This is a genomic window from Bosea sp. Tri-49 (assembly GCF_003952665.1).
In the GTDB taxonomy this organism is placed as follows: Bacteria; Pseudomonadota; Alphaproteobacteria; order Rhizobiales; family Beijerinckiaceae; genus Allobosea.
The window spans coordinates 56,864-80,113 of record NZ_CP017946.1 but is presented as its reverse complement, the minus strand read 5'-3'; the positions used below and the strand labels follow the sequence as shown (position 1 = coordinate 80,113).

At 67.6% G+C, this 23,250-nt stretch carries 23 protein-coding genes; 9 read left to right on the top strand and 14 right to left on the bottom strand.

Features of this window, described 5'->3' with window-relative positions:
• Nucleotides 1-16 precede the first annotated feature (16 nt).
• The 6 genes from BLM15_RS00385 to BLM15_RS00360 all read right to left on the bottom strand — a co-directional run bounded on the left by BLM15_RS00385 (nucleotide 17) and on the right by BLM15_RS00360 (nucleotide 6,173).
• Nucleotides 17-238, bottom strand: coding sequence for a hypothetical protein (locus BLM15_RS00385; RefSeq protein ID WP_126109304.1), 222 nt, complete (start codon nucleotides 236-238; stop codon nucleotides 17-19).
• Nucleotides 239-326: 88 nt separating this feature from the next.
• Nucleotides 327-1,202 (bottom strand): S-methyl-5'-thioadenosine phosphorylase, encoded by an 876-nt coding sequence (locus BLM15_RS00380; RefSeq protein WP_126109302.1) that lies wholly within the window; start codon nucleotides 1,200-1,202, stop codon nucleotides 327-329.
• 150 nt (nucleotides 1,203-1,352) lie between these two features.
• Nucleotides 1,353-2,231 (bottom strand): cytochrome c1, encoded by an 879-nt coding sequence (locus BLM15_RS00375; protein ID WP_126109301.1) that lies wholly within the window; start codon nucleotides 2,229-2,231, stop codon nucleotides 1,353-1,355.
• Between the two features lie 4 nt (nucleotides 2,232-2,235).
• Nucleotides 2,236-3,507: a cytochrome b gene (locus BLM15_RS00370; RefSeq protein ID WP_126109299.1), complete on the bottom strand. Its 1,272-nt coding sequence runs from the start codon at nucleotides 3,505-3,507 to the stop codon at nucleotides 2,236-2,238.
• A gap of 57 nt (nucleotides 3,508-3,564) precedes the next feature.
• The gene (gene petA, locus BLM15_RS00365) at nucleotides 3,565-4,116 is read right to left on the bottom strand and encodes a ubiquinol-cytochrome c reductase iron-sulfur subunit (protein WP_164547345.1); all 552 of its coding nucleotides are present in this window, start codon (nucleotides 4,114-4,116) and stop codon (nucleotides 3,565-3,567) included.
• Nucleotides 4,117-4,307: 191 nt separating this feature from the next.
• Nucleotides 4,308-6,173 carry an ABC transporter ATP-binding protein gene (locus BLM15_RS00360; protein WP_126109295.1) on the bottom strand — a complete coding sequence of 622 codons (1,866 nt, stop codon included), beginning with the start codon at nucleotides 6,171-6,173 and terminating at the stop codon, nucleotides 4,308-4,310.
• A gap of 355 nt (nucleotides 6,174-6,528) precedes the next feature.
• Here BLM15_RS00360 and BLM15_RS00355 point away from each other — a divergent pair, with 355 nt between their 5' ends.
• The 5 genes from BLM15_RS00355 (at nucleotide 6,529) to BLM15_RS00335 (ending at nucleotide 10,418) form a co-directional block, all read left to right on the top strand.
• Entirely contained in the window at nucleotides 6,529-6,987 is a 459-nt protein-coding gene (locus tag BLM15_RS00355; RefSeq protein ID WP_236846472.1) for a RidA family protein, read from the top strand.
• A gap of 61 nt (nucleotides 6,988-7,048) precedes the next feature.
• On the top strand, nucleotides 7,049-8,461 hold the full coding sequence (locus BLM15_RS00350) for an aminotransferase class V-fold PLP-dependent enzyme (protein WP_126109293.1): 1,413 nt from the start codon (nucleotides 7,049-7,051) through the stop codon (nucleotides 8,459-8,461).
• 84 nt (nucleotides 8,462-8,545) lie between these two features.
• Nucleotides 8,546-9,019, top strand: coding sequence for a tRNA (cytidine(34)-2'-O)-methyltransferase (locus BLM15_RS00345; protein ID WP_126115995.1), 474 nt, complete (start codon nucleotides 8,546-8,548; stop codon nucleotides 9,017-9,019).
• 14 nt (nucleotides 9,020-9,033) lie between these two features.
• The gene (gene hemF / locus BLM15_RS00340; protein ID WP_126109291.1) at nucleotides 9,034-9,957 is read left to right on the top strand and encodes an oxygen-dependent coproporphyrinogen oxidase; all 924 of its coding nucleotides are present in this window, start codon (nucleotides 9,034-9,036) and stop codon (nucleotides 9,955-9,957) included.
• 74 nt (nucleotides 9,958-10,031) lie between these two features.
• Nucleotides 10,032-10,418 carry a GNAT family N-acetyltransferase gene (locus BLM15_RS00335; protein WP_236846471.1) on the top strand — a complete coding sequence of 129 codons (387 nt, stop codon included), beginning with the start codon at nucleotides 10,032-10,034 and terminating at the stop codon, nucleotides 10,416-10,418.
• Between the two features lie 27 nt (nucleotides 10,419-10,445).
• Here BLM15_RS00335 and BLM15_RS00330 read toward each other — a convergent pair whose 3' ends face one another.
• Genes BLM15_RS00330 through BLM15_RS00315 form a run of 4 tightly spaced genes read right to left on the bottom strand, consistent with a single transcriptional unit; the run spans nucleotide 10,446 to nucleotide 13,244 of the window.
• On the bottom strand, nucleotides 10,446-11,675 hold the full coding sequence (locus BLM15_RS00330) for a CCA tRNA nucleotidyltransferase (protein WP_126109287.1): 1,230 nt from the start codon (nucleotides 11,673-11,675) through the stop codon (nucleotides 10,446-10,448).
• Nucleotides 11,672-11,944, bottom strand: a complete 273-nt coding sequence (locus BLM15_RS00325) for a DUF6111 family protein (RefSeq protein WP_126109285.1) — start codon at nucleotides 11,942-11,944, stop codon at nucleotides 11,672-11,674. The genes BLM15_RS00330 and BLM15_RS00325 overlap by 4 nt, the downstream gene beginning before the upstream one ends.
• A gap of 26 nt (nucleotides 11,945-11,970) precedes the next feature.
• The gene (locus BLM15_RS00320; protein WP_126109283.1) at nucleotides 11,971-12,639 is read right to left on the bottom strand and encodes a CoA pyrophosphatase; all 669 of its coding nucleotides are present in this window, start codon (nucleotides 12,637-12,639) and stop codon (nucleotides 11,971-11,973) included.
• Nucleotides 12,639-13,244, bottom strand: a complete 606-nt coding sequence (locus BLM15_RS00315; protein WP_126115994.1) for a DUF1285 domain-containing protein — start codon at nucleotides 13,242-13,244, stop codon at nucleotides 12,639-12,641. Before BLM15_RS00315 ends, BLM15_RS00320 begins: the two co-directional genes overlap by 1 nt.
• A 162-nt stretch (nucleotides 13,245-13,406) precedes the next feature.
• Between BLM15_RS00315 and BLM15_RS00310 the strand changes: the two genes are divergently transcribed.
• The 4 genes from BLM15_RS00310 to BLM15_RS00295 are packed head-to-tail and all read left to right on the top strand — an operon-like array spanning nucleotide 13,407 to nucleotide 20,300.
• Nucleotides 13,407-14,423 carry an AAA family ATPase gene (locus tag BLM15_RS00310; protein WP_126109281.1) on the top strand — a complete coding sequence of 339 codons (1,017 nt, stop codon included), beginning with the start codon at nucleotides 13,407-13,409 and terminating at the stop codon, nucleotides 14,421-14,423.
• Nucleotides 14,424-14,433: 10 nt separating this feature from the next.
• Nucleotides 14,434-15,351, top strand: coding sequence for a DUF58 domain-containing protein (locus BLM15_RS00305; protein WP_126109279.1), 918 nt, complete (start codon nucleotides 14,434-14,436; stop codon nucleotides 15,349-15,351).
• A gap of 14 nt (nucleotides 15,352-15,365) precedes the next feature.
• Nucleotides 15,366-18,194, top strand: a complete 2,829-nt coding sequence (locus BLM15_RS00300) for a DUF4159 domain-containing protein (protein WP_126109277.1) — start codon at nucleotides 15,366-15,368, stop codon at nucleotides 18,192-18,194.
• Between the two features lie 18 nt (nucleotides 18,195-18,212).
• Nucleotides 18,213-20,300 carry a hypothetical protein gene (locus BLM15_RS00295; RefSeq protein ID WP_126109275.1) on the top strand — a complete coding sequence of 696 codons (2,088 nt, stop codon included), beginning with the start codon at nucleotides 18,213-18,215 and terminating at the stop codon, nucleotides 20,298-20,300.
• A gap of 122 nt (nucleotides 20,301-20,422) precedes the next feature.
• Here the strand turns inward: BLM15_RS00295 and BLM15_RS00290 are convergent, their stop codons facing one another.
• The 4 genes from BLM15_RS00290 to BLM15_RS00275 are packed head-to-tail and all read right to left on the bottom strand — an operon-like array spanning nucleotide 20,423 to nucleotide 23,250.
• Complete coding sequence (locus BLM15_RS00290; protein WP_126109273.1) at nucleotides 20,423-20,923, bottom strand: GNAT family N-acetyltransferase; 501 nt, start codon at nucleotides 20,921-20,923, stop codon at nucleotides 20,423-20,425.
• A gap of 46 nt (nucleotides 20,924-20,969) precedes the next feature.
• Nucleotides 20,970-21,806, bottom strand: coding sequence for a class I SAM-dependent methyltransferase (locus tag BLM15_RS00285; protein ID WP_126109272.1), 837 nt, complete (start codon nucleotides 21,804-21,806; stop codon nucleotides 20,970-20,972).
• Nucleotides 21,803-22,852: a glycosyltransferase family 4 protein gene (locus BLM15_RS00280; RefSeq protein WP_126109270.1), complete on the bottom strand. Its 1,050-nt coding sequence runs from the start codon at nucleotides 22,850-22,852 to the stop codon at nucleotides 21,803-21,805. Before BLM15_RS00280 ends, BLM15_RS00285 begins: the two co-directional genes overlap by 4 nt.
• Nucleotides 22,849-23,250, bottom strand: coding sequence for a 6-pyruvoyl trahydropterin synthase family protein (locus BLM15_RS00275; RefSeq protein ID WP_126109267.1), 402 nt, complete (start codon nucleotides 23,248-23,250; stop codon nucleotides 22,849-22,851). Before BLM15_RS00275 ends, BLM15_RS00280 begins: the two co-directional genes overlap by 4 nt.

The window sequence follows — 23,250 nt, the reverse complement described above, 5'->3', positions numbered from 1 at the left end:
CCGCCGGTTTCGCAGCTCAGTCTCGCCAGTAGCGGCGCTGCGCCCGCCACGCGCGTTCGTCGCGATAGATCCGGCGCTCATAGATGCGCCGGCGGCCGCGATCATCGTCGCGGATGATGGTGTCGACACGGGTGTGAACGCCGTTGGACGAATTCGAGCTGGAGTTCGACGAGGTATTGCCGGCGAAGGCCGGGCTGGCGGCGCAAAGGGCGATGAAAGCCAGGACGAGCGGTCGCATCGATCAGCTCCGTGGTTGGCATCGAGAGGCGCCATATGCCGCCCCTGAGCCTGAACGCCGGCTGACTGCCTCCGTTCCTTTGAGCGCATCAGGCTTTCAGCACCCGCCCAGCCACTGCATCGAGCTTGGCCATGAGCTTGGGATCGCGGAACTCCGGCGCGGTGACGATCGCGAAGTCGAGAGCATTGTGCGAGCCGGCCGGGCAAAGCTCACGCTCGCGCGGAAAATCGGCCGCCAGCCGCGCCACCAGCTGACGCGCCCTGTCGGCATTGGCATGCAGCACGGCGATGACAGAGGCGACGTCGACCGCACCATGCTCCTCGTGCCAGCAATCATAGTCGGTCACCATGGCGACGGTGGCGTAGGTGATCTCGGCCTCGCGCGCGAGCTTGGCCTCGGGCATCGCCGTCATGCCGATCAGATCGTAGCCGAGGCCTTTGTAGGTCAGCGATTCGGCCAGCGTCGAGAATTGCGGGCCTTCCATGGTGACGAGCGTGCCGCCTCTGACGAAGGGCAGCTCTTCCGCCGTCGCTGCTGCGGCGATCCGGTCCTGCAGCGCCGGCCCGACCGGGTGCGCCACCGAGACATGCGCGACGCAGCCACGGCCGAAGAAAGAGCTGGCGCGGCCGGCGGTGCGGTCGACGAACTGGTCGACCAGCACGAACAGGCCGGGGTAGAGTTCGGCCTTGTAGGAACCGCAGGCCGAGAGCGAGACGAGGTCGGTGACGCCCGCCCGCTTCAGCACGTCGATATTGGCACGATAGTTGATCTCCGAGGGCGGGATCGCATGGCCGCGGCCATGGCGCGGCAGGAAGACGATCTTCGTCTCCCCCATCCGTCCGATCCGGAGCAGGTCGGAGGGCTCGCCCCAGGGGCTCTCGATCCGCTCCTCGCGCAGGTCGCTGAGCCCCGGCAGATCGTAGATGCCGGAGCCGCCGATGATGCCCAGAACCGCTTCAGCCATGTCGCCTGCCCTCGAAAGCTTTCCCGGCCAAGGATCAGAAGTTTGTGACGCCCGCGCAACCATGCACGGGCTGGCAACCCACCGATTCACAGCCTTGCCGCAAACGAAAAGGGCCCCGTCTCCGGGGCCCTTTCCAACTCAAAGTCTCGCTCAGTGCGCCGAGGCGTGGTCGGGCAGGCGCGACCAGATCTTCTTCTTGGTGAAGTAGAGCAGGCCGGCAAAGAGCGCGAGGAAGAGCATCACCTGCAGGCCCATGCGCTTGCGCGCCTCGAGATGCGGCTCCGCCATCCACATCATGAAGGCGGTGACGTCCTTGGAGTACTGATCGACCGTCTCAGGCACCTGCGGCTTGCCGTCCGCGCCCTTCGGATACTCGACCTGGCCGTCATTGAGCGGCTTCGGCATCGCGATCAGGTGGCCGGACATGTATTCGTTGTAGTTCTGGCCGGGCAGCAGCGCCGGGAACCCCTGCGGCGGGTCCTTGTAGCCGGTCAGGAGCGCATGGATATAGTCCGGCCCATTCTCCTGATACTGGCTGAAGATGTCGATGATGAACCAGGGGAAACCGCGCTCATAGGTGCGCGCCTTGGCCAGCACCGACATATCGACCGGATAGGCCCCGCCATTGGCCGCGCGGGCCGCCAGCTCATTCGGGAAGGGCGACGGGAAACGATCGGCCGGGCGGCCGGGACGCTCGAACATCTCGCCCGCTTCGTTGGGGCCGTCCTTGATCTGATAGGTCGCGGCCAGCGCAGCCACCTGGCCGCGCGAGAACTCCGGCCCACCGGGCTCGGCAAGATTGCGGAACGAGACCAGACTGGCGCCATGGCAGGAGGCACAGACCTCCTTGTAGATCTTGAAGCCGCGTTGCAATTGCGCACGGTCGAACGTGCCGAACGGGCCGGAAAACGACCAGCTCACGCGCGGCGGCTTCGGCGCGCCTTCGGCGGCCAGGACCGGCGAGGCTGCAGCGATGACGAGGCCGGTGACGAGGCCCGTCAGGGCGCGGCGAAACGAGGCGGTCTTCATCTCGTCAACCCTTGACGTTCGGTTCGGAAGCGGTGGCGTGGGCCAGGCGCGCGCCCGAGCCGCCGAGCACCGAGTCGGCAATGGAGGTCGGCAGCTGCGTCGGCTTTTCGAAGATGCCGATCAGCGCCAGCGCCGCGAAGAAGCCGAAATACAGCACGGTCAGGATACGCGAGATGGTCACGTAGGGCTCGTCGGCCGGCATGGCGCCGAGATAGCCGAGCCCGATGCAGACCAGCACGAACATCCAGAAGAACTGGCGCGCGATCGGCCGATAGGTCATCGACTTGACCTTGGACGTGTCGATCCAGGGCAGGAAGGCGAGGATCACGATCGCGCCGCCCATGGCGAGCACGCCGCCGAGCTTGTCGGGGATGGCGCGCAGGATCGCGTAGAACGGCAGGAAGTACCATTCAGGCACGATGTGAGCAGGCGTCGCCGCCGGGTTGGCCGGGATATAGTTGTCGGCATGCCCCATGAAATTCGGCTGGTAGAATACGAACCAGGCGAAGACCAGCATGAAGCAGACCATGCCGAACAGGTCCTTGATGGTCGCATAGGGGGTGAACGGCACGGTGTCCTTGCGGACGTCCTTTACCTCGACGCCGGTCGGGTTGTTCTGGCCGACATGGTGCAGCGCCCAGATGTGCAGCCCGACGACGCCGGCGATCATGAACGGCAGCAGGAAGTGCAGCGAGAAGAAGCGGTTCAGCGTCGGGTTGTCGACCGAATAACCGCCCCACAGGAAGGTGACGATCGTCTCGCCGATCACCGGCAGCGCCGAGAACAGGTTGGTGATGACGGTCGCGCCCCAGAACGACATCTGGCCCCAGGGCAGCACGTAGCCCATGAACGCCGTGGCCATCATCAAGAGGAAGATGATCACGCCGAGTATCCACAGCACCTCGCGCGGCGCCTTGTACGAGCCGTAATAGAGGCCGCGGAAGATGTGGATGTAGACGGCGACGAAGAACATCGAGGCGCCGTTGGAGTGCAGATAGCGCAGCAGCCAGCCGAAGTTCACGTCGCGCATGATGTGCTCGACGGAGTTGAAGGCGAGTGCGGCGTTCGGCGTGTAGTGCATCGCCAGGATCACGCCGGTGATGATCTGCGCCACCAGCATGAATGCGAGGATGCCGCCGAAGGTCCAGAGATAGTTGAGGTTGCGCGGCACGGGATAGGAGATCGCCGAATCGTGCACCAGCCGCACGATCGGCAGGCGCGCATCGAGCCAGCGCTCGATTCCCGTCTTCGGTTGGTAGGTGCTGTGCCCGCTCATGCTGCTCGCCTCAAGCTCTCTCAAATCCGCCCGATGCCGTCCTCGCCTTCAGGAGGCTCAGCCGATCTTGATCTTGGTGTCCGCGGTGAACGCATAAGGCGGCACCGGCAGGTTCAGCGGCGCGGGACCCTTGCGGATGCGGCCGGAGGAATCGTAGTGCGAGCCGTGGCAGGGGCAGAACCAGCCGTCGAACTCGCCTTTCGGCTCGCCCGGGGAGCTGCCCAGCGGCACGCAGCCGAGATGGGTGCAGCTGCCGTAGACGACGAGATATTTCTCGTGGCCGGCCTTGGTGCGCTGCTGGTCGGTCTGCGGATCACGCAGCGTCGCGATGTTGACGGCGAGCGCCTCGTCGATCTCCTTCTTGGTGCGGTTGCGCACGAAGATCAGCTTGCCGCGCCAGAACAGCTTGATTGCCTGGCCTTCCGCGATCGGGGCGAGATCGAGATCGATCGGCGCGCCGGCGGCGACGACCTGCGCGTCGGGCGCCAGCTGGCCGACCAACGGCAGCAGCAGCGAACCGGCACCGACCACGCCGACCGCGGCAGTGGTCAGGAACAGAAAATCGCGGCGGGTGGGTTCGGTGCCAGTCGTCTCTGTCGCGTGCGCCACGATCCAGTTCCCTGCTCGGCTGCCGGCCTGGCCGGCTCAATCAAAATCACGCGCCCTCATAGGAGCGCGGGCGCTGAGCCGCCGTTTGGCGGCGCGTCGCCTGCCGCGCTCTTTGGCATGCAGTTTTGATGAAGTCTACTGTCGCACGTGCCGCACCTGTGGCATCGCCGCAACGCTGCTCTGCAGTCGGCTCAGGCCGGCATCCTGTCGCCGTCGGCGAGCGCCAGGAAGCCGCCCGACTGTCGCGCCCACAGCCTTGCGTAGAGGCCTCCACGCCGCACCAGCTCGTCATGACTGCCCATGTCGACGATCCGGCCCTTGTCGAGGACGATCAGCCGGTCGAGCGCAGCGATGGTCGAGAGCCGGTGCGCGATCGCGATCACAGTTTTACCTTCCATCAATGTGGAAAGCTGCGCCTGGATCTCGGCCTCCACCTCCGAATCGAGCGCCGAGGTCGCCTCGTCGAGGATCAGGATCGGCGCATCCTTGAGCAGCACGCGCGCGATCGCGATGCGCTGGCGCTGGCCGCCGGAAAGCTTGACACCGCGCTCGCCGACGCGCGAGTCGAAGCCCTGGCGCCCGTCCTGGTCGCTGAGGCCGAGAACGAAATCATGCGCAGCGGCACGCCTCGCCGCAGCCGCGATATCCTCCTGGGTCGCGCCGATGCGGCCATAAGCGATATTGTCGCCGATCGAGCGGTGCAGCAGCGAATTGTCCTGCGTCACCATGCCGATCTGGCTGCGCAGCGATTCCTGCGTCACTCGGGCGATGTCCTGGCCATCGATCAGGATGCGGCCCGCATCCAGCGGATAGAGCCGCAGCAACAGGTTGACCAGCGTCGATTTGCCCGCCCCCGAGGGGCCGACCAGCCCGATCTTCTCGCCCGGCTTGATCTCCAGGTTGAGGTCGTCGAACAGACCCAGCGGCTTGCCGTAGTTGAAGCGGACATGCTCGAAGCGCACGCCGCCCTGAGCGACCTTGAGCGGTACCGCGTCGGCTGCGTCCGGCAGGTCATGCGGCTTGGCGATCGTCTCCATGCTCTCCTGCACCGAGCCGATATTCTCGAAGACGCCGCGCACCAGATGGATCAGCCAGCTCGACATCTGCACGAGGCGCAGCACGAGCCCGATCGCAGCCGCGACCGCACCGGGTGTCATCTCGCCCTGGCTCCATAGATGCAGGCAGAGCCAGGCCGTCGCCACCACGAGCAGACTGTTCATCGTCTGCAGGATGACGCTGACCCCGGTGATCAATCGCGACAGGTTGAGGAAGGAGGCGTTCCAGCGCGTCAGCGCATCGCGCACGGCCGAGCGCTCGGCATCGGCGCGGGCGAAGAGCTTGACCGTCAGGATATTGGTGTAGGCGTCGACGATCCGGCCTGTCGTGCTTGAGCGGCCGAGCGAGTTCGCTTCGGAACGCTTCTTGGCGCGCGGCACGAAATAGATCAGCAGCACGACATAGGCGGCAAGCCAGACGAGCACCGGCATGGCGAGCCAGATGCTGGTCGAGCCGAAAAAGCCGAGCGCGACCGAGGCGAAGATCAGTGCGTACCAGAGATCGTCAATCACCTCGATCGTCGCGCCGCGGATCGCCTGCCCGGCCTGGATCACCCGCGAGGAGAGCCGGCCGGCGAAGTCGTTCTGGAAATAGGAGAGCGCGTGGCCGAGCGTGTAGACATGGTTGCGCCAGCGGATCTGGTTGGTGATCTGCGGCACCACGACCTGGTCGACGATGGCGTGATTGGCGAAATAGATCAGCGGCCTGAACACCGTGACGAGGATGGCCGCACCGATCAGCAGCCCGCCATGCTCGCTGAAGACCTGCTCCGGCGAGTTCTTCGCCAGCAAGTCAACGAACCAGCCGACCATCAGGTACATCGCCGCTTCGATGCCGGAAAAGCCTAGGCCCGTCAGCATGATCAGGGCCATCCAGCCCTTCACGCCCTTGATGTGATGCCACATGAAGCGGAACACGCCTGTCGGCGGCGTTTTGCGCTCGTCGAACGGCGCGAAGACGTCGATACGGCTTTCAAGGAAACGGAAGAGCGGGGCGAACATGAAGGGGCCGCCCTCCTCGGATCGGTCGATACCGATATGGGGCGCATTGCGCGCTGTGGCCAGAGCTTGTGACGCGCCCCAGCCAGGGCATGACAGCAACGCATGGCAAATTGAAAATTGGCTGTCGGAAGGCTGCGGAGCGCGGATCGTTCAGGCGCCTGCACAGGCAATGCGGGAACGTAGAATAAAATTCCACCTGAACGCGCATTATTGGAAGAATATTACCGGCAGTCGTACGACAAAGGAACCACTACTTCGGCATGGCGGGGTGCGTGTCTGCATCCTTGCCTGCGTCCTCCGGACACGCCGAGCATGCCCCTGTGCCGCGCGTGACAGCGGCGATTTGGAGGCGACAATGACCAAGATGCTTTGCGGGCTCGCTCTGGCGGGCGCGCTTGTCCTGCCGGTTTCCGTGCAGGCGCAGACCGCCGGCAAGACGGTGATCTCGACGCCGAACGCACCGGAGGCGATCGGCCCCTATTCGCAGGCGATCAGGGCCGGAAACACGGTCTTCCTGGCCGGGCAGATCCCGATCGATCCCAAGACCAAGCAGCTGATGAAGGACGCCAGCATCGAGGATCAGACCAAGCTCGTCCTCGACAATCTCAAGGCCGTACTCGAGGCCGACGGACTGACGATGGACAACGTCGTCTCGACCAGCGTTTTCATGAAAGACCTCAACGAGTTCGGCAAGATGAACGAAGTCTATGCGACCTATTTCAAGACGGCTCCACCGGCGCGCGCGACCGTCGAGGTCGCCCGTCTCCCCAGAGATGTGAAGGTCGAGATCGGCGCCATCGCCGTCCGCCCCTGAGCTGCCGAGCCGGTAGCTCACCGCCCGACAACAGGATCCATCGCAACCATGGAGTAGGCCCATGCAAGCCTCGGAAGAGAAGACGCTCGCTTTCGACCCGAACCGCCGCGCCTTTATCGGCGCCCTCGCTTCCTCCGCCGCCTTTGCCGGCTCGCTGGCGGGCTTCGTGCCGACCGGCGCCAGCGCTCAAGCGCCGGCGGCCGCGGCCCTCGCCAATGACGCCGCCTTCTGGGCGGATGTCCGCAAGCTCTTCGACCAGAAATCCGGCGTCCGCTACATGAACATCGGCACCGCCGGCTCCCTGCCGATCGAGACCCAAGCCTTCCTCGATGCCGAGACCCGCCGGCACGCCCGCGAGTCGATGAGCGGCTATGGCAACTATCTGCCGCAGCGCCAGGCATTGGCAAAAAGCTTCGGCTGCGATGCCGACGAGATCGTCATGTCGGGTAACACCTCGGACGGCATGTGCCATGCCTTGCTCGGCATGGTCTGGCGCCCGGGCGACGAGATCGTCACCACCAACCACGAGCATTCCGGTGGCAACGCGCCGATGGCGCTGTTGCAGGATCGCTACGGCGTGGTGATCAAGCGCGTCATCCTGCCGGTCGGCAACAAGCAGAAGGCGGAGGACTATGTCGAGCTGTTCTCGGCCGCGATCGGCCCTCGGACCAAGGCGATGGTCTTCTCCGCACCGACTTACAAGACCGGCACCCTGCTACCGGTCAAGATGCTGGCCAAGCTCGCCCAGGACAAAGGCATCGTCAGCATCTGCGACGCCGCGCACCTGCCGGGGATGATCAACATCGACATGCGTGACCTCGGCGTCGATTTCCTGGCCGGCGCCGGCCACAAATGGCAGTGCGGGCCGCTCGGAACCGGCATCCTCTATGTCCGCAACAAGGTGCTGCCACAATATAATCCGCTGCCCTTGCCGGACTACTTCCCCGTCGTGACCAGCAGCTATCCAGCCTCGGGCGGCCTGCCGCCGCGCAGCAAGGGAGCCAAGGAAAGCGAGGACCTCGCCGCGCGCATCCAGAGCACCGGGAGCCGTAACGCACCAGTCTACCTCGCGCTCGGCAAGTCGATCGAGATCTGGGACCGGATCGGGCGCGACAAGATCGCGACCTACACGGTCGGCATGGCGCAGCACCTCAAGGAGAAGATCGCGGCGAAATGGGGTGTCGATTCCCTGTACTCGCCGAAGGACGATCCGCGTCTGGTCTGTGCGCTGACCGCCTTCAACCCGTTCCGCAATCCCGAGCACATCAAGGACAAGGCCAAGTCCGACGCCTTCGTGAAACGGGCGCTGGACGAATACGGCTTCGTCATCCGCAACTCGAACTTCCCGGTCGCAGGCCAGAAGGACGAGCACTACGGGGTGCGCGTCTCGACGCATCTGTGGAGCAACATGGGCGATGTCGACCAGTTGGTCGACGCCATGTGGGAACTCTCCGGCAAGATGCACTCGGTCTGACATAGCCTTCCCCCGCCGCCGGCCGGGCAACCCGGCCGGCGGCGAAGCTTGACGATGGCAAGCGCAGCGCGGATGACGCTCGCCATGCTGCGCCTCGCCCTCTATCAGCCCGATATCCCGCAGAACGCCGGCACGATGATTCGTCTGGCGGCCTGCCTCGACGTCGCCGTCGACATCGTCGAGCCGGCCGCCTTCGACGTCTCCGACCGCAATTTCCGCCGCTCCGGCATGGACTATCTCGAGCGGGCCGCCGTGACTCGCCATGATAGCTTCCGCGCCTTCGAAGCCTGGCGGCGTGAGGCCGGGCATCGCCTCGTCCTGGCCGAGACCGATGGCACCTGTGCCCACACGGATTTCGTCTTCCAACCCGGCGATATCGTCATGGTCGGCCGGGAGTCGGCCGGCGTGCCACAGGAGGTTTACGCCGCGGCCGAGGCCAGCGTGCACATCCCGATGCGTCGCGATTTGCGTTCGCTCAATGTCGCCATGGCCGCGGCGATGGTCATGGGCGAGGCGCTGCGTCAGCTTGGCGCCTATCCCGGGCCGGCCGGTATCTGACAAAGAGATCGCCCATGACCGGACAAGCCATCGAGACCGCCGCCTTTGACCCCGCCATCGTCGAGGCGCTGAAGCCGCGTGCCAGCACCTGGTTCGAGAGCCTGCGCGACCGCATCTGCGCTTCCTTCGAACAGATCGAGGATGAGGCTGCCGGCCCCTTCCCGCCCGAGACGAACAAGCCCGGCCGTTTCGTCCGCACGCCCTGGCAGCGCACCAACCATGACGGCGCTCCGGGCGGCGGCGGCGTGATGTCACTGATGTCGGGGCGCGTCTTCGAGAAGGTCGGCGTCCACGTCTCGACCGTGCATGGCAGCTTCGCGCCGGAATTTGCCGCCCAGATTCCCGGTGCGGCGGAAGACCCGCGCTTCCACGCCACCGGCATCTCGCTGATCGCCCATCCCTGGAACCCGCACGCGCCGACCGTGCACATGAACACCCGCTTCGTGGTGACGACGAAGCCCTGGTTCGGCGGCGGCGCCGACCTGACCCCGGTCCTCGACCGCCGGCGCCGCCAGGACGATCCCGACGCGCTCGCCTTCCACGCCGCGATGCGTGCGCCCTGCGAGGCCCATGCCGGCGTCGCCGACTACGATCGCTTCAAGAGCTGGTGCGACGAGTACTTCCACCTGAAGCACCGCAATGAGCCACGCGGCATTGGCGGCATCTTCTACGACTACCTCTGGTCGGGCGATCCGGAAGCCGATCTCGCCTTCACCAAGGCAGTGGGCGAGGCCTTCCTCGACATCTACCCGCACATCCTGCGCGGCAATCTGACGACGCCGTGGACGGAGGCCGAGCGCCACGAGCAGCAGGTGCGCCGCGGCCGCTATGTCGAGTTCAACCTGCTCTACGATCGCGGTACGATCTTCGGACTCAAGACCGGCGGCAATGTCGCCTCGATCCTGTCGTCCATGCCGCCGACGGTGCGCTGGCCGTGACGCCATGGGTTCGCATGCGACGCGACCTAACGATACCTGCCCCCGCCCCGGTCTGGCCTGCGGGATATCGCCTCGTGCCGTTCGCGACCGCCGACCTGCCGGCGCTTCATGACTTACTGACCCTTGGCTACAGCCTCGGCGGCGGCCGCGTCGCCACGTTCGAGGAGTGGAAGGCTGCTCTCCTCGGCGACAGCGATTTCGACCCGGCCCTGGTCTTTGTCGTCAGCGATGCGCAGGGCGCCATCGTCGCGGTTTGTCAGTGCTGGGCTTCGGCCTTCGTCAAAGACCTCGTGGTGCACCCTTCGGCGCGACGGCAGGGGCTCGGCGAGGCCCTCCTGCACCATGTCTTCGCCGCGTTCACCGCGCGCGGCGCCGATATCGTGGATCTCAAGGTCGAGATCGACAATCCGACCGGTGCGCGGCGCCTCTATGAGCGCGTGGGCATGAAAGAGGTTGCCTGACCGCGACGTTGCTCGAAGGCCTGTGGGTCAGCGATCCGACCTGTTCGCGGCTTCAGCCAGCATCTGGAATTGCGCCTCCCGCCCGGCCGGGCAGCCGGCCTCGATCCAGGCTTCCCTTGCAGAATCGAGTACCTGCCCGACCCTTGGACCAGCACTGACGCCAAGCGCCAGCACATCCTTGCCCGTCGGCAGGAACGGCGGCGTGAGTGCCATCTCGGCGATCAGCGCGTGAACGTCGGCCGATCTTCCGGCTGTCGCCGACAGCACCAATCCACCCGCAACAGGATCCATTCCGATGCGATGGGCCATTCGACGCAGCGTCGCGATCTGCGGTAGCGCTCCGTTTCCGAACAACGCTTCCAGCGCCGCAGCGATACCGGAAATCCTCTCGAACTCGGCGTTCGACAGCCGCAGCCGCTCGCGCAGCCTGAATGTGTCCTCGCTAGTCATGACCGCTAGCGCCGCGAGGCGAAAGGCCGGGTAGACACCATCTCCCGGCGCCTCGGCGATCACAGCGAAACGCGAGAGATGGGGCACGCCGCCGATCACCGGCATCAGCAGCCCAGCCCCCGCCATGGCCTGCAGGGTCTCGGCAGCGCGCGGCGCGGCGAGCAGTTTGCGCAATTCCGCCCAAACCCGCTCGCGCGACAATCCATCGAGCCCTGCACGTGCCGCGATGCAGGCATCGAGCGCAACCCGATCCGGCTCGCCTACGCCATAACGGGCGTGGAAGCGGAAGAAGCGCAGGATGCGCAGGTAATCCTCGGCGATTCGTTCGCTGGCCGCGCCGATGAAACGCACCCGCCGCGCTTCGAGATCGGCGAGCCCGTCGGCATAATCGTGCAGGACGCCCGCGGCATCGAGCCCGAGCGCATTGAAGGTGAAGTCGCGCCGCAGCGCGTCCTCGCGGAAGTCGCGGCCGAAGGCGACGACGGCGTGGCGGCCATCGGTCTCTACATCGCGGCGCAGCGTCGTGACCTCGAAGGGCGCGCCATCGATCACGGCGGTGACCGTGCCATGCTCGACCCCGGTCGGCACCGCCTTGAACCCGGCGACGCGCGCGCGCCGCATCGTCTCTGCCGGGAGGCAGGTCGTCGCGATGTCGATATCCGCCACCGGTTCGCCGAGCAGCGCGTTGCGCACCGCCCCCCCGACAATGCGGGCTTCCTCCCCATCACGGTTCAGCGCCGGAAGAAGCGCTGCGACATCGGCCCGCGCCAGCAATGCAGCGAGGCGCTGCCGCTCGCTTTCGATCATGGCTTCGGTCGGTCTTCGAAATAGCCGGGGATCAGGCGGCCGTTTTCGACATGGGGCGGCACAAAGGCGCCGGTATGCCGCTGCGCCACCGAGCCGGCATAGATGAAGGAAGCGATGCCGAAGACCAGCCCGGTCACCGAAAGCCAGAAGACATGCCCACTCCAGTGATCGACATCGAACGGATTGCGCCGCCGGATCACGAGATAGCCCGCGAACAGGCAGAACGGCAGGACGAAGAGCAGGAACTCCTCGATCAGCGAGCGCAGCATCGGGTAACTTGTCCTGACCTCTCGTTTCAGCCAGCGAGCCGCTCATAGAGATTGCGGATCATGCCGGCCGTCGCTCCCCAGATATAGCGATCGCCGTGCGGCATCGCATAGTAGGTGCGATAGCGTCCCCTGAATTCGCGGCCATGGCGCTGATGGTTGGCCGGATCGAGCAGGAAGGCGAGCGGCGTCTCAAAGGCCTCGTCGACCTCGTGCGGGTTGATCGTCAGCGCCAGCGGCGGCTCGACCAGCCCGACGACCGGCGTGACGCGATAGCCGGTGCCGGTGAGATAGGCGTCGAGATAGCCGACCGTGCGGACCTTGCCCGGGGCAAGCCCGATCTCTTCTTCCGCCTCACGCAGGGCCGCAATCAATGGCGAGCCGTCGGTGGCGTCGATGCGCCCGCCCGGGAAGGCGATCTGCGCGGAATGGCTGCGCAGCGCCGCGGCGCGCTGGGTCAGCAGCACGGTCGGCTCGCCTGGATGCAGCACGATCGGGATCAGGACTGCCGCCTCGATCGCGCTCGCCTCGTCCGGGATGTCGATCGGCTCGGACTGCAGGTCGTGGTCGCCGCGCGGCCGCGCAATCAGGTCGCCGAGCGCCGGCGGCTCAGCCCGCAGGCTACGGACCAGCAGCGCCTCAAGGTCGTCGCCATCCCAGAACGCGGTCTCGACAAGCCGTTTCGCCGGATGCTGCATCACAGTCCCTCGATCTCGCTGGCCGGCGCGACGATGTGGAAGGCGCCGCCGGCCGCGATGCCGAACTGCGCCTCCCCCTCAATCTCACTGACCTCACCGAGCGCCAGGAGATCATAGGTCAGCGCCCGTGTGAGCCGGGCCCAGAGCCCACTTCGGACATGCACATAAGGCTTCACGCCCTCGTTTGCAGCCCTGGCGAAGCGCAGTGCGTTGTCCGGCCCAACCGTCACGAGATCGTCGGTCCGAGTCCGGAAGGCGATGCTGCGGGCATCGCCCTCGCCTTCCACCGCCATCTCGACCGCCTGGAGCGGCGCGTCCTCGACCTTGATCCCAACCTTCTCGACCGGGGTCACGAGAAAGTAATCGTCGCCCTCGCGCTTCAGCACCGAGGAGAACAGCTTGACCAGCGCCGGCCGCCCGATCGGCGTGCCCAAATAAAACCAGGTGCCGTCGCCAGCGATACGCATGTCGAGATCGCCGCAAAATGGCGGATTCCAGCGCTCGACCGGTGGCAGCCCGCGCGAAGGACCGCTCCCGAGTGCGCCCAGCAGGCGGTTCATCGCGCCAGCGGCCTCAGCAGTCACGTCACCTCGCGCTTTCGTCATCGGCATGCCGGTTGCATCGCTCTCTCGCCTTGAACTCTACATAATCGTGAAGCGGACTGTTGTGCACCGCCGCCCTCTGCCCCTTGAGCATGTTCCCCGCGAGGGTCAGAGTTTGGAATCGGACAGGAAGGCCGCGCGACGGCGAGGCTGAAGGAGATCGACATGGTGGCGCAAGCCCGTGATGCCAATGCCCCGATCAACCTCGACACCGGCGTGGTCGAGGCGGCCGAGGCGGCGCTCGCCGCCATCGGCGCCGCCCGCACCGAGATCGGCCAGGTCATCTTCGGCCAGCAGAAGGTCGTCGATCTCTCGCTGATCACCCTGCTCGCCGGCGGCCACGGCCTGCTCGTCGGCGTGCCCGGCCTCGCCAAGACCAAGCTGGTCGAGGCGATGGGAACGGTGCTCGGCCTCTCGGCCCGGCGCGTCCAGTTCACGCCAGACCTGATGCCCTCCGACATCCTCGGTTCCGAAGTGCTCGACGAGAGCCCGGACGGCAAGCGCCATTTCCGCTTCATCAAAGGCCCGGTCTTCGCCCAGTTGCTGATGGCGGACGAAATCAACCGCGCTTCGCCCCGCACCCAGTCTGCCTTGCTGCAGGCGATGCAGGAGCACCACGTCACCGTCGCCGGCGAACGCCACGACCTGCCGGCGCCCTTTCACGTCCTCGCCACCCAGAACCCGATCGAGCAGGAAGGCACCTATCCGCTGCCGGAAGCGCAGCTGGACCGCTTCCTGCTCGAAATCGACGTCGGCTATCCCGATCGTGAGGCCGAGCGCCGCATCCTGCTGGAAACCACGGGCGCCGCCGAGCACAAGCCGGTGCAGGCGCTGACCGCCGAGACCCTGATGTCGACCCAGCGCCTGGTCCGCCGCCTCCCGGTCGGCGAGGCTGTGGTCGATTCGATCCTCGATCTCGTCCGCTCGGCCCGTCCTGGCGACGGCGAGAAGGCGATCACCGACAAGCTCGCCTGGGGCCCCGGCCCGCGCGCCAGCCAGGCGCTGACGCTCGCCGCCCGCGCCCGCGCACTGGTCGAAGGTCGGCTTGCCCCCTCGATCGACGATGTCGCGGCGCTCGCTGCGCCTGTTCTGAAGCATCGTATCGCACTGACTTTTGCCGCCCGCGCCGATGGCGAGACGGTCGAGGGTATCGTCGCCAAGCTGGTGGAGCGTCTGGGTTGAGGAAAAGCTGATGCTGCGCACGCGCGTCCTCGGCCAAACCGAGCGCCAGCCGGGCCAGCCGGTTCTCAAGGCATCGCTTGATCTCGCCGCCCGCCTGCCCCGACTGGTGCTGGAGGCGCGGCGGGTCTCGGCCAGCGTGCATGGCATCCATGGCCGTCGGCGCTCCGGGCCCGGCGAGACCTTCTGGCAATACCGGCCACTGGTCACCGGCGAGGCCGCCTCGCGCATCGACTGGCGCCGCTCGGCTAGAGACGGCCACCTCTTCGTCAGAGAGCGCGAATGGGAGGCCTCGCACGCGATCTGGCTCTGGATCGATCGCTCGCCCTCCATGGGCTTTGCCTCCTCGCTCGCCCAGGCCAGCAAGGTCGACCGCGCCCTGGTCGCCGGCTTCTCCCTTGCTGAGGCCTTGGTCGAAGCGGGTGAGCGCGTCGGTCATCTTGGCTTGACCCGGCCGATGGCCTCGCGCCGCATCGTCGAAATGCTGGCACAGGCGATCCTGGCCGATCGTCGCAATGGCGAGGCCGACCTGCCGCCGGAAGAGCCGCTTCCGCGCCTCGCCGACGCGATCCTGATCACCGACGGTTTGACGCCGGCCGCGGCTCTGACCAAGCGCATCGCCACGCTGGCGAGCAGCGGCGCCAAGGGCCATATCCTCCTGATCGCCGACCCGATCGAGGAGACCTTTCCCTTCTCCGGCCAAGCCGAATTGTTCGACCTGGAGGACGGGCTCACGCTGCGAGTCGGTGATGCCGGTAAATGGGGTGAGGATTATCGCGAACGGCTGCAAGCCCATCGCGACGCCATCCGCGAGGCCTGCCGCCATGCCGGCTGGACGATGACCCTGCACCGCACCGACCGCCCGGCGAGCGAGGGGGTCCTGCGCATCGCTAGCCTGATCGCCGCCTCGCGCGGCGGCCCGGCAGGTTGAGGGGAGAACGGACGATGCTCTCATCGCTGCCGATCGCCTTCTCCGCACCGCTGGCCCTGATCGCGCTGGCCGTCCTGCCCGTGCTCTGGCTGATCCTGCGGGTGACGCCGCCGCGGCCGAAGCGGATCGATTTCCCGCCGCTGAAGATCATGCGCGACCTGATCCCGCAGCGCGAGACGCCGGCCCATACGCCCTGGTGGCTGCTGGCGCTGCGCATGGCGGTGGCCGCGCTGGCGATCCTCGCCGTCGCCGGCCCGGTCTGGAACCCAGTGCGCGACGCCGCCGCCCTGCGCGGCCCGCTGCTTCTCCTGGTCGACAATGGCTTCGGCGCCGCGACCGACTGGACCGAGCGCCAGGCCATCGCCGAGAGCCGCATCGCCGCGGCCACCCGCGAGGGCCGGCCTGTCGCCGTCGTCGGCCTCGCCGAGGCGCCGGCCGAGATCGCCCTCTCGCAGCCGCAGGGCGCGCTCGAACGCCTGCGTGCGCTTAGCCTTCAGCCGCATGCCCCTGATCGCAGCGCTCACCTTCAGCGGCTCGAAGCCTTCTGGCGCGCCCAGCCCCAGGCCGAGACCGTCTGGGTCGCCGACGGGCTCGGCATCGGCGGCGGTGACGCCGATTTCCTCGCCCGGCTGAAACAGGAAGCCGGCGCTGGCCGGCTCTCGATCCATGCCGGCCCGGCTGACCAGCGCGCCCTCGCCGCGCCCGAGAACCTCGCCGGCGCGCTGACCGTCAAGGTGCTGCGCCCGACCACGAGCGCCGCGGCGAGCGGCCAGGTCCGCGCCCTCGACCTCAAGGGCCTGCCGCTCGGCGATGCCCCCTTCGTCTTCGGCAGCAACGAGCTCGCCACCACCGCGCGGCTGACCTTGCCGATCGAAGTCCGCAACGCCGTCTCCCGGCTGGAGATCACCGGCGAGCGCAGCGCCGGCGCCGTCGCTTTGCTCGACGATCGTGCCAAACGCCGGCGCATCGGCATCGTCTCCGGTGCCACCGCCGACACCGCCCAGCCGCTGCTGTCGCCGACCTACTACGTCTCGCGTGCGCTCTCGCCCTTCGCCGAGATCCGGGAGCCCCGCTCCGGCTCGACCGATCCCGTCGGCGAGCTTCTGGCGCAGAATCTTTCCGTCCTCGTCCTCGCCGATATCGGCGCGCTCGACAGTGACACCGCGGCTAAGGTCTCGGCTTTCGTCGAGCGCGGCGGCGTGCTGCTGCGCTTTGCCGGGGCGCGGCTCGCCGCCTCCTCGGACGAGCTGACACCGGTACGCCTGCGCCGCGGCGGCCGCACGCTCGGCGGTGGCCTCTCCTGGGAGACGCCGCGCAAGCTCGCCCCCTTCACCCGCGAGAGCCCGTTCTTCGGCTCGTCCCTGGCCGAGGATGTCCGTGTCACCCGTCAGATCCTGGCCGAGCCCGAGCCGGACCTTGCCCGCAAGACCTGGGCGGCGCTGGAGGACGGCACGCCGGTCGTCACCGGCGAGCGCCGCGGCGACGGCGTGCTCGCCATGGTCCATGTCACCGCCGACACCACCTGGTCGAACCTGCCGCTCTCTGGCCTCTTCGTCGAAATGCTGCGCAAGGTCGTCGCCATGTCCGGCACCAGCGCGACCGAGGGACAAGGCGGCGAGATCAAAGTCGAGACCCTCTCGCCGACGCGCGTGCTCGACGGTCAGGGCGCCTTCCGCAGCCCGCCGGCAACCGCACAGCCTGTGGCCCGCAACTTCGCCGGCCGTGCCACGCTCGCCCACCCGCCAGGCATCTATGGCCCGACCGACGGCGCCATGGCGGTGAACACGCTGGCACCCGCCGACACGCTGACCGCGCTCGATCTCGCCGCGCTCGGCGCAACCGTGCTGCCGATCGACCAGCCGGTCGCCCGCGATATCCGCCCGCAACTTCTGGTGCTGGCGCTGATCCTGCTCGTCGCCGACACGCTGGCGACGCTCTGGCTCGGCGGCCGGATGAATCTCGCCCGCTTCCGCCGCGCCGCACCGGCAGCGCTGCTCTTCGCCTGCGCTCTCGGAACTCTCTCTATTCCAGACGCAGCGCGCGCCCAGCAGCAGCCCGCGCCCCCTGCCCCGCCGGCCGAGCAACGTCCGCCGGTGACCCGCGACATCGTCACGGCCGCGAGCGCGACCCGGCTCGCTTATGTCGTCACCGGCGACAGGGCGGTCGACGACATGTCCAAGGCCGGGATGGCCGGCCTCAACATCGTGCTCGGCGCCCGCACCGCGCTGGAGCCGGGCGAGGCGGCTGGAGTCGACGTCGCCCGCGACGAGCTCGCCACGTATCCGATCCTCTATTGGCCGGTGGTCGCCGGCCGGCCGATCCCGGCAGCTGAGACGCTGCGCAAGCTCGAAGCCTATATGAAGGGCGGCGGGCTGGTGATCTTCGACACCCGCGACGCGATGAGCACAAGGCCCGGCGGCGGTACCACGCCGGAGGGCGACCAGCTTCGCCGCATGCTGCAGACGCTCGACATTCCCGAGCTGGAGCCGATTCCGCGCGACCACGTCCTGACCAAGACCTTCTACATCCTCGACGGCTTCATCGGCCGCTATGACACCGGCACGACCTGGGTCGAGGTGCTGCCGCCCGCCAGCGAGGACGGCCGCCGCCCGGCCCGCGCCGGCGACAACGTCTCGCCGATCGTGATCACCTCGAACGACCTCGCCGCCGCCTGGGCCGTCGGGCGGCGAGGCGAAGCGCTCGTGCCGATGTCCGGCTCCGATCCGCGCCAGCGCGAGATGGCGCTGCGCGCCGGCGTCAACCTCGTGATGTACGCGCTGACCGGCAACTACAAGGCCGATCAGGTCCATGTCCCGGCTTTGCTCGAACGCCTCGGTCAGTAGCGAAGGAAATCCCGCCCGATGTGGAGCCTGACCTTCGCCCCGCTCGTCCCGCTGCCGCTGCTGATCGGTCTTGCCGTTCTCGCCGCGGCAGCCGCCGGCATGGCGCTGGTGCTGGCCGGGCGTAGCGCGATTCTTCGGGCTCTGGCCCTCACCGTGCTCGCGGTCGCTCTGGCCGACCCCTCGCTCGTCTTCGAGGATCGCGAGCCGGTCAAGGACGTCGTCGCCGTCGTCGTCGACAAGTCCGCCTCGAACCGCCTCGCCGATCGCACGCAGCAGACGCAAGCCGCCCAGGCCGAAGTCGAGCGCCAATTGCGCGGCATTTCCGGCGTTGAGACACGCACCATCGAAGTCACCGATCAGCAGGGCGCCGGCGACGGCACCCGCCTGTTCGAGGCGCTCGCCTCGGGTCTCGCCGATGTGCCGTCCGAACGCGTCGCCGGAGCGATCGTGCTCAGCGATGGGCTCGCCCATGACGCCCCCGCCACGGCAGAGGCGCTCGGCTTGCGTGCGCCGCTGCATGTGCTGACCACTGGCCGCGAGCGCGAGATCGATCGACGGATCGTGCTGGTCGATTCGCCGCGCTTCGGCATCGTCGGCAAGGAGCAGAACGTCCGCCTGCGCGTCGTCGACAAGGGCGGTCCCGGCCGCGCCGCGATCACGGTGCGCCGCGACGGCGAGATCATCGCCCGGCGCGAGGCGATCACCGGCGAGACGATCCAGGTTCCGGTCCGCATCGATCGCGGCGGCCCCAACGTGATTGAGATCGAGGCAGCCCCGCTCGCCGACGAACTGACGCTCGCCAACAACCGCGCCGTCATCACTATCGAAGGCGTCCGCGACAAATTGCGTGTGCTGCTGGTCTCCGGCGAGCCGCATCCGGGCGAGCGCACCTGGCGCAACCTCCTCAAGGCCGACGCCAATGTCGACCTCGTCCACTTCACCATCCTGCGCCCGCCGGAGAAGCAGGACGGCACGCCGATCAACGAGCTCTCGCTGATCGCCTTCCCGACGCGCGAGCTGTTCCAGGTCAAGATCAAGGATTTCGACCTGATCATCTTTGACCGCTATGCCAACCAGTCGATCCTGCCGCTGGTCTATTTCGACAACATCGTCCGCTATGTCCGCGACGGCGGCGCACTGCTGATTGCGGCCGGGCCGGAATACTCAGGCGCACAGTCGCTGGCGCGCACCCCGCTCGGCCAGATCCTGCCGGCGCAGCCCGATGGCAGCGTCATCGACGAGGCCTATCGCGCCAGGGTCAGCGAGCCGGGCAAGCGCCATCCCGTCACCCGCGACCTGCCGGGCTCCGAGACTGAACCGCCGCGCTGGGGCGAATGGCTGCGCATGATCGGCGCCCGCACCCGCTCGGGCTCGGCGGTGATGACCGGGCCGGGTGAGCGCCCACTGCTCCTGCTGGCGCGCGAGCAGAAGGGCCGTGTCGCGCTCTTCCTCTCTGATCATGCCTGGCTCTGGGCTCGCGGCTTCCGCGATGGCGGCCCGCATCTCGATTTGCTGCGCCGCCTCGGCCACTGGCTGATGAAGGAGCCGGACCTCGAGGAGGAGGCGCTGCGCGCCTCGGCACGGGGCCGCAACATCGAGATCGAGCGCCAGACGCTGGGCGACAATCCGGCGCCAGCGGTCATCACTGCACCCGACGGCTCGGTCCGCACCGTGCCATTCGAGGCCGGCCGCCCCGGCCTCTTCGTCGCCCGTACCGCGGCGAGCGAGTTCGGCCTGCACAAGATCACCACCGAGAACCTCACCGCCTTCGCCAGCATCGGCCCGGAAAACCCGCGCGAGCTGATGGAGGTCGTCAGCGACCCCAGCAAGCTCCAGGCGCTGGCAGAAGCGACCGGCGGCTCCTCGCGCCGGATCGGCCAGGAGAACGGCTCGGGCGTCACCATCCCGCGCATCGTGCCGGTCCGCTCCGGGCGGCAGTTCGCCGGCGCCGACTGGATCGGCCTGCGCATCAGCGATTCCGGCATCGTCCGCGGCGTCTCGATCTCGCCGCTCTTCGTCGGGCTGATCGGGCTCGCCATACTGTTCGGAGCGCTTGTCGCCGGCTGGATCGGCGAGAGCGGGCGGCGGTTCAAGCGCGAGGTGTAAGCACCGCCGTCATGCTCGGGCCTGACCCGAGCATCTCAGGCCGGAAGAGATTCCGGTCGGTGCCTTCTCGTCCGGAGATTCTCGGGTCTGCGCTTCGCTTTGCCCGAGAATGGCGCCCTTCCCTATCGCAACGCCGCAACCGAGCCGCTGCGCTGCGCCAGCACGCCCTCGCTGAGCTCCAGCGCCAGGAAACGCCCCGGATCAGCCGGGCCCGGCAGGACAAGCTGGCCCGGTCTTATCGGCTTGAAGCCGAAGCGGGCGTAATAGGGCGCGTCACCGACCAGCAGGATCAGCTCGTGGCCGTGCTCGCGCGCCGCCTCGATAGCAGCGTTCATCAGCGCTGCCCCGATCCCCCGGCCTTCGAAGGCGGGATCGACGGTGAGCGGGCCGAGCATCAACGCCGGGGCGCCACCGGCCACGACCGGTGTCACCCGGACTGCGCCGACCAGGAAAGTGCCGACATGGCTGGCAAAGGAGAGTGCCGGATCAGGCGGCGCGCCCTCGCGCAGGCGAAAGGCCGTGCGCGCGAAGCGTCCCGGTCCGAAGGCGCGCTCGTGCAGGCGCTCGATCGCCGCGGCGTCGCCCGGCAGTTCCTGGCGGATGGTGAGGGGAAGCGAGGTCATGATCGGGATCGCGGCATGGCCGAATTCGGCACGGTTGGCAATGCGTTCACACCGGCCGCGCCCACAGATCCTGATGGCCGATGCTCACCGACGCACCGCGCTTGGCTTCCAGCCAGCCAGCAATCGCCTCCGGTGAGACATGGCCCGTCTCGCTCACAGCAGCGGCGATCCCAGCAGCCAGTTCGCGGATCAGGTCGGACTGGTCTGGCCCAAGTTGCCACGGACTCTCGCCGACCGTGACCGCCGTGCCTGCCTTGCGGAAGGCCTGGGCCAGCGCTTCGGTGGCATCGGGTCCGGTCGCCGGGCCGAAGCCCTTGTCGCTGCGCTGGTGATGGTGGAAGGCGGCGAGCATGCGCTGGTCTTCCGGATGCGCTGGCTCCCAGTTCTCGCGGCCGTCATAGGTCAGCACGGTATAGAGCGGCAGCCGCATGCTGACGAGCGAGGCCGCGAAACGTTCGAGCCAGCGCGCCGAGGCGAGATCGAACAGCGCCGCGGCAGTGACCAGGTCCGGCTGCCAGCCCAGCACCCATTCGAGCTCTTTGGTCAGGTCCGCCTGCCGGAAATCCACCGTCAGCGTCTTGTCGTCCTTGCGCAGGACGAGCTCCTCGCCCTGTTCCTGCGCCTCGTCGGCCCATTCGGCGAGCTTGCGCCGTGCCACCGAAAGCAAGCGACTATCGGCATCGACCAGTGTCCAGTGCTGGCGCACAGGCAGCGCACTGTAGCTGCCGCGCAGATTCGAGCCGGCGCCGCAACCGAGATCGACGACCGAGAGCGACTGCCGCCCGGCGAAGGTCGAGCCGACCGCGGCGAGCACTTGCGGGTTGCGGGCGGCATGGTCGGCCGGTTCGCGCAGAGCGAGCCAATCGGGGGAAAATCCGCTCATGGGGAAACCTTCGCACACACTTCGGCGACGATCGTCGCAGTCCGCCGCCAGCGCGGCAATGCGCCGGCCGCATGCCAGGCTGCGTCGGCGCGCTGTCGACGCTCCTTTGGATCATCCAACAACCGTGCCAGCCCGGCGCGCAAGGCTCCGACATCGCCCGGCGGCACCTTCAGCGCCGCGTCGTCGGGAGCCGTCTCAGTAGCGGCTCCGCCGGTCGTGCACAGGATTGGCAGGCCGCGCGCCAGCGCCTCGGTCAGCACCATGCCATAGCCTTCGAACAGCGAAGGCATGACGAAGAGATCGGCATTCGCATAGGCGGCGTCGAGCTCGGCCTGCCCGAGCGCACCGGCAAGCCTGACCCGCCCGGACAGCCCGGTGGCGGCGATCTGCGCCATCAGGGCAGCCGTGGTGGCAGGAGCGCGATCATCCGCGCCAACGATGGTGAGCCGCCACGGCTTGTCGGCCAGTCCCTCCAGCGCCGCGATGAGAACATCATAGCCCTTGCGCGGCACGAGCGAGCCCACCGCCAGCAGCTCGACCGTCTTGCCGCCGGAGCCTGCCGCACGCTCCGCCGGATCGACGCCCGGCTCCGCCACGGTGACCCGCTCCGCCGGCACGGCGAAATCGGCGGCGAGCAGCCGCTTGGTCGTCTCGCTGGTGACGACCACCGCTGACGCATAGTGCAGCGCCGCCATTTCGCGCCTGACGAACTCCGCCGCCTGTTTCGGCGACAGCCCCGTCTCCAGCCCGAGCGGGTGATGCACCAGCGCGACGACGCGCCCCGCAAGCCCGGCCGCGACGCTCTCAGGAAAGGCGCCGTAGGCGAGCCCGTCGATCAGCAGCACGCCGTCATAGGGTTGCGACAGGATCGCCCGGCCAGTCTCGGCGAGATCGACTTCGCTCGGAGTAGGAAAGCCTCCCGGCAACGGCAGGTGCCGCGCCGCGACACCCATCTCGCGCCATTCGGCCAGGAGCCGCCGATCATAAGCGTAGCCGCCGGTCGGCAGCGAGAGATCGCCCGGAATGGCGAAGACGATCTCGCTCACGCGAGCGCGCCCTCATAGCTCGCCCTGGCGAGATCGGTCTCATGCAGGGTGACGCGGATCTTGGCCAAATCGGCGCCATCTGCGCCAAGCTTGCCTGAGCGTGCCGCTGCCGCCATCGCGTCGAAGATGTATTTGCAGAGGAATTCGGTGGTGGTCAGTACGCCCGCGAACTGCGGCAGAGCGTCGAGGTTCTGGTAGTTCAGCGGCTTCAGCGTCTGGTTCAGCACGGTCAGCGCCGCGCCGATATCGACCACCACGTTCTGGCGGGTCAGGTTCTCGCGGAAGAAGGCGACATCGACGACGAAGGTCGCGCCATGCATTGCCTGCGCCGGGCCGAAGAATGGGTCCGGCAGCGAATGGCCGATCATGATGCGATCGCGGACTTCGACGGAAAACAT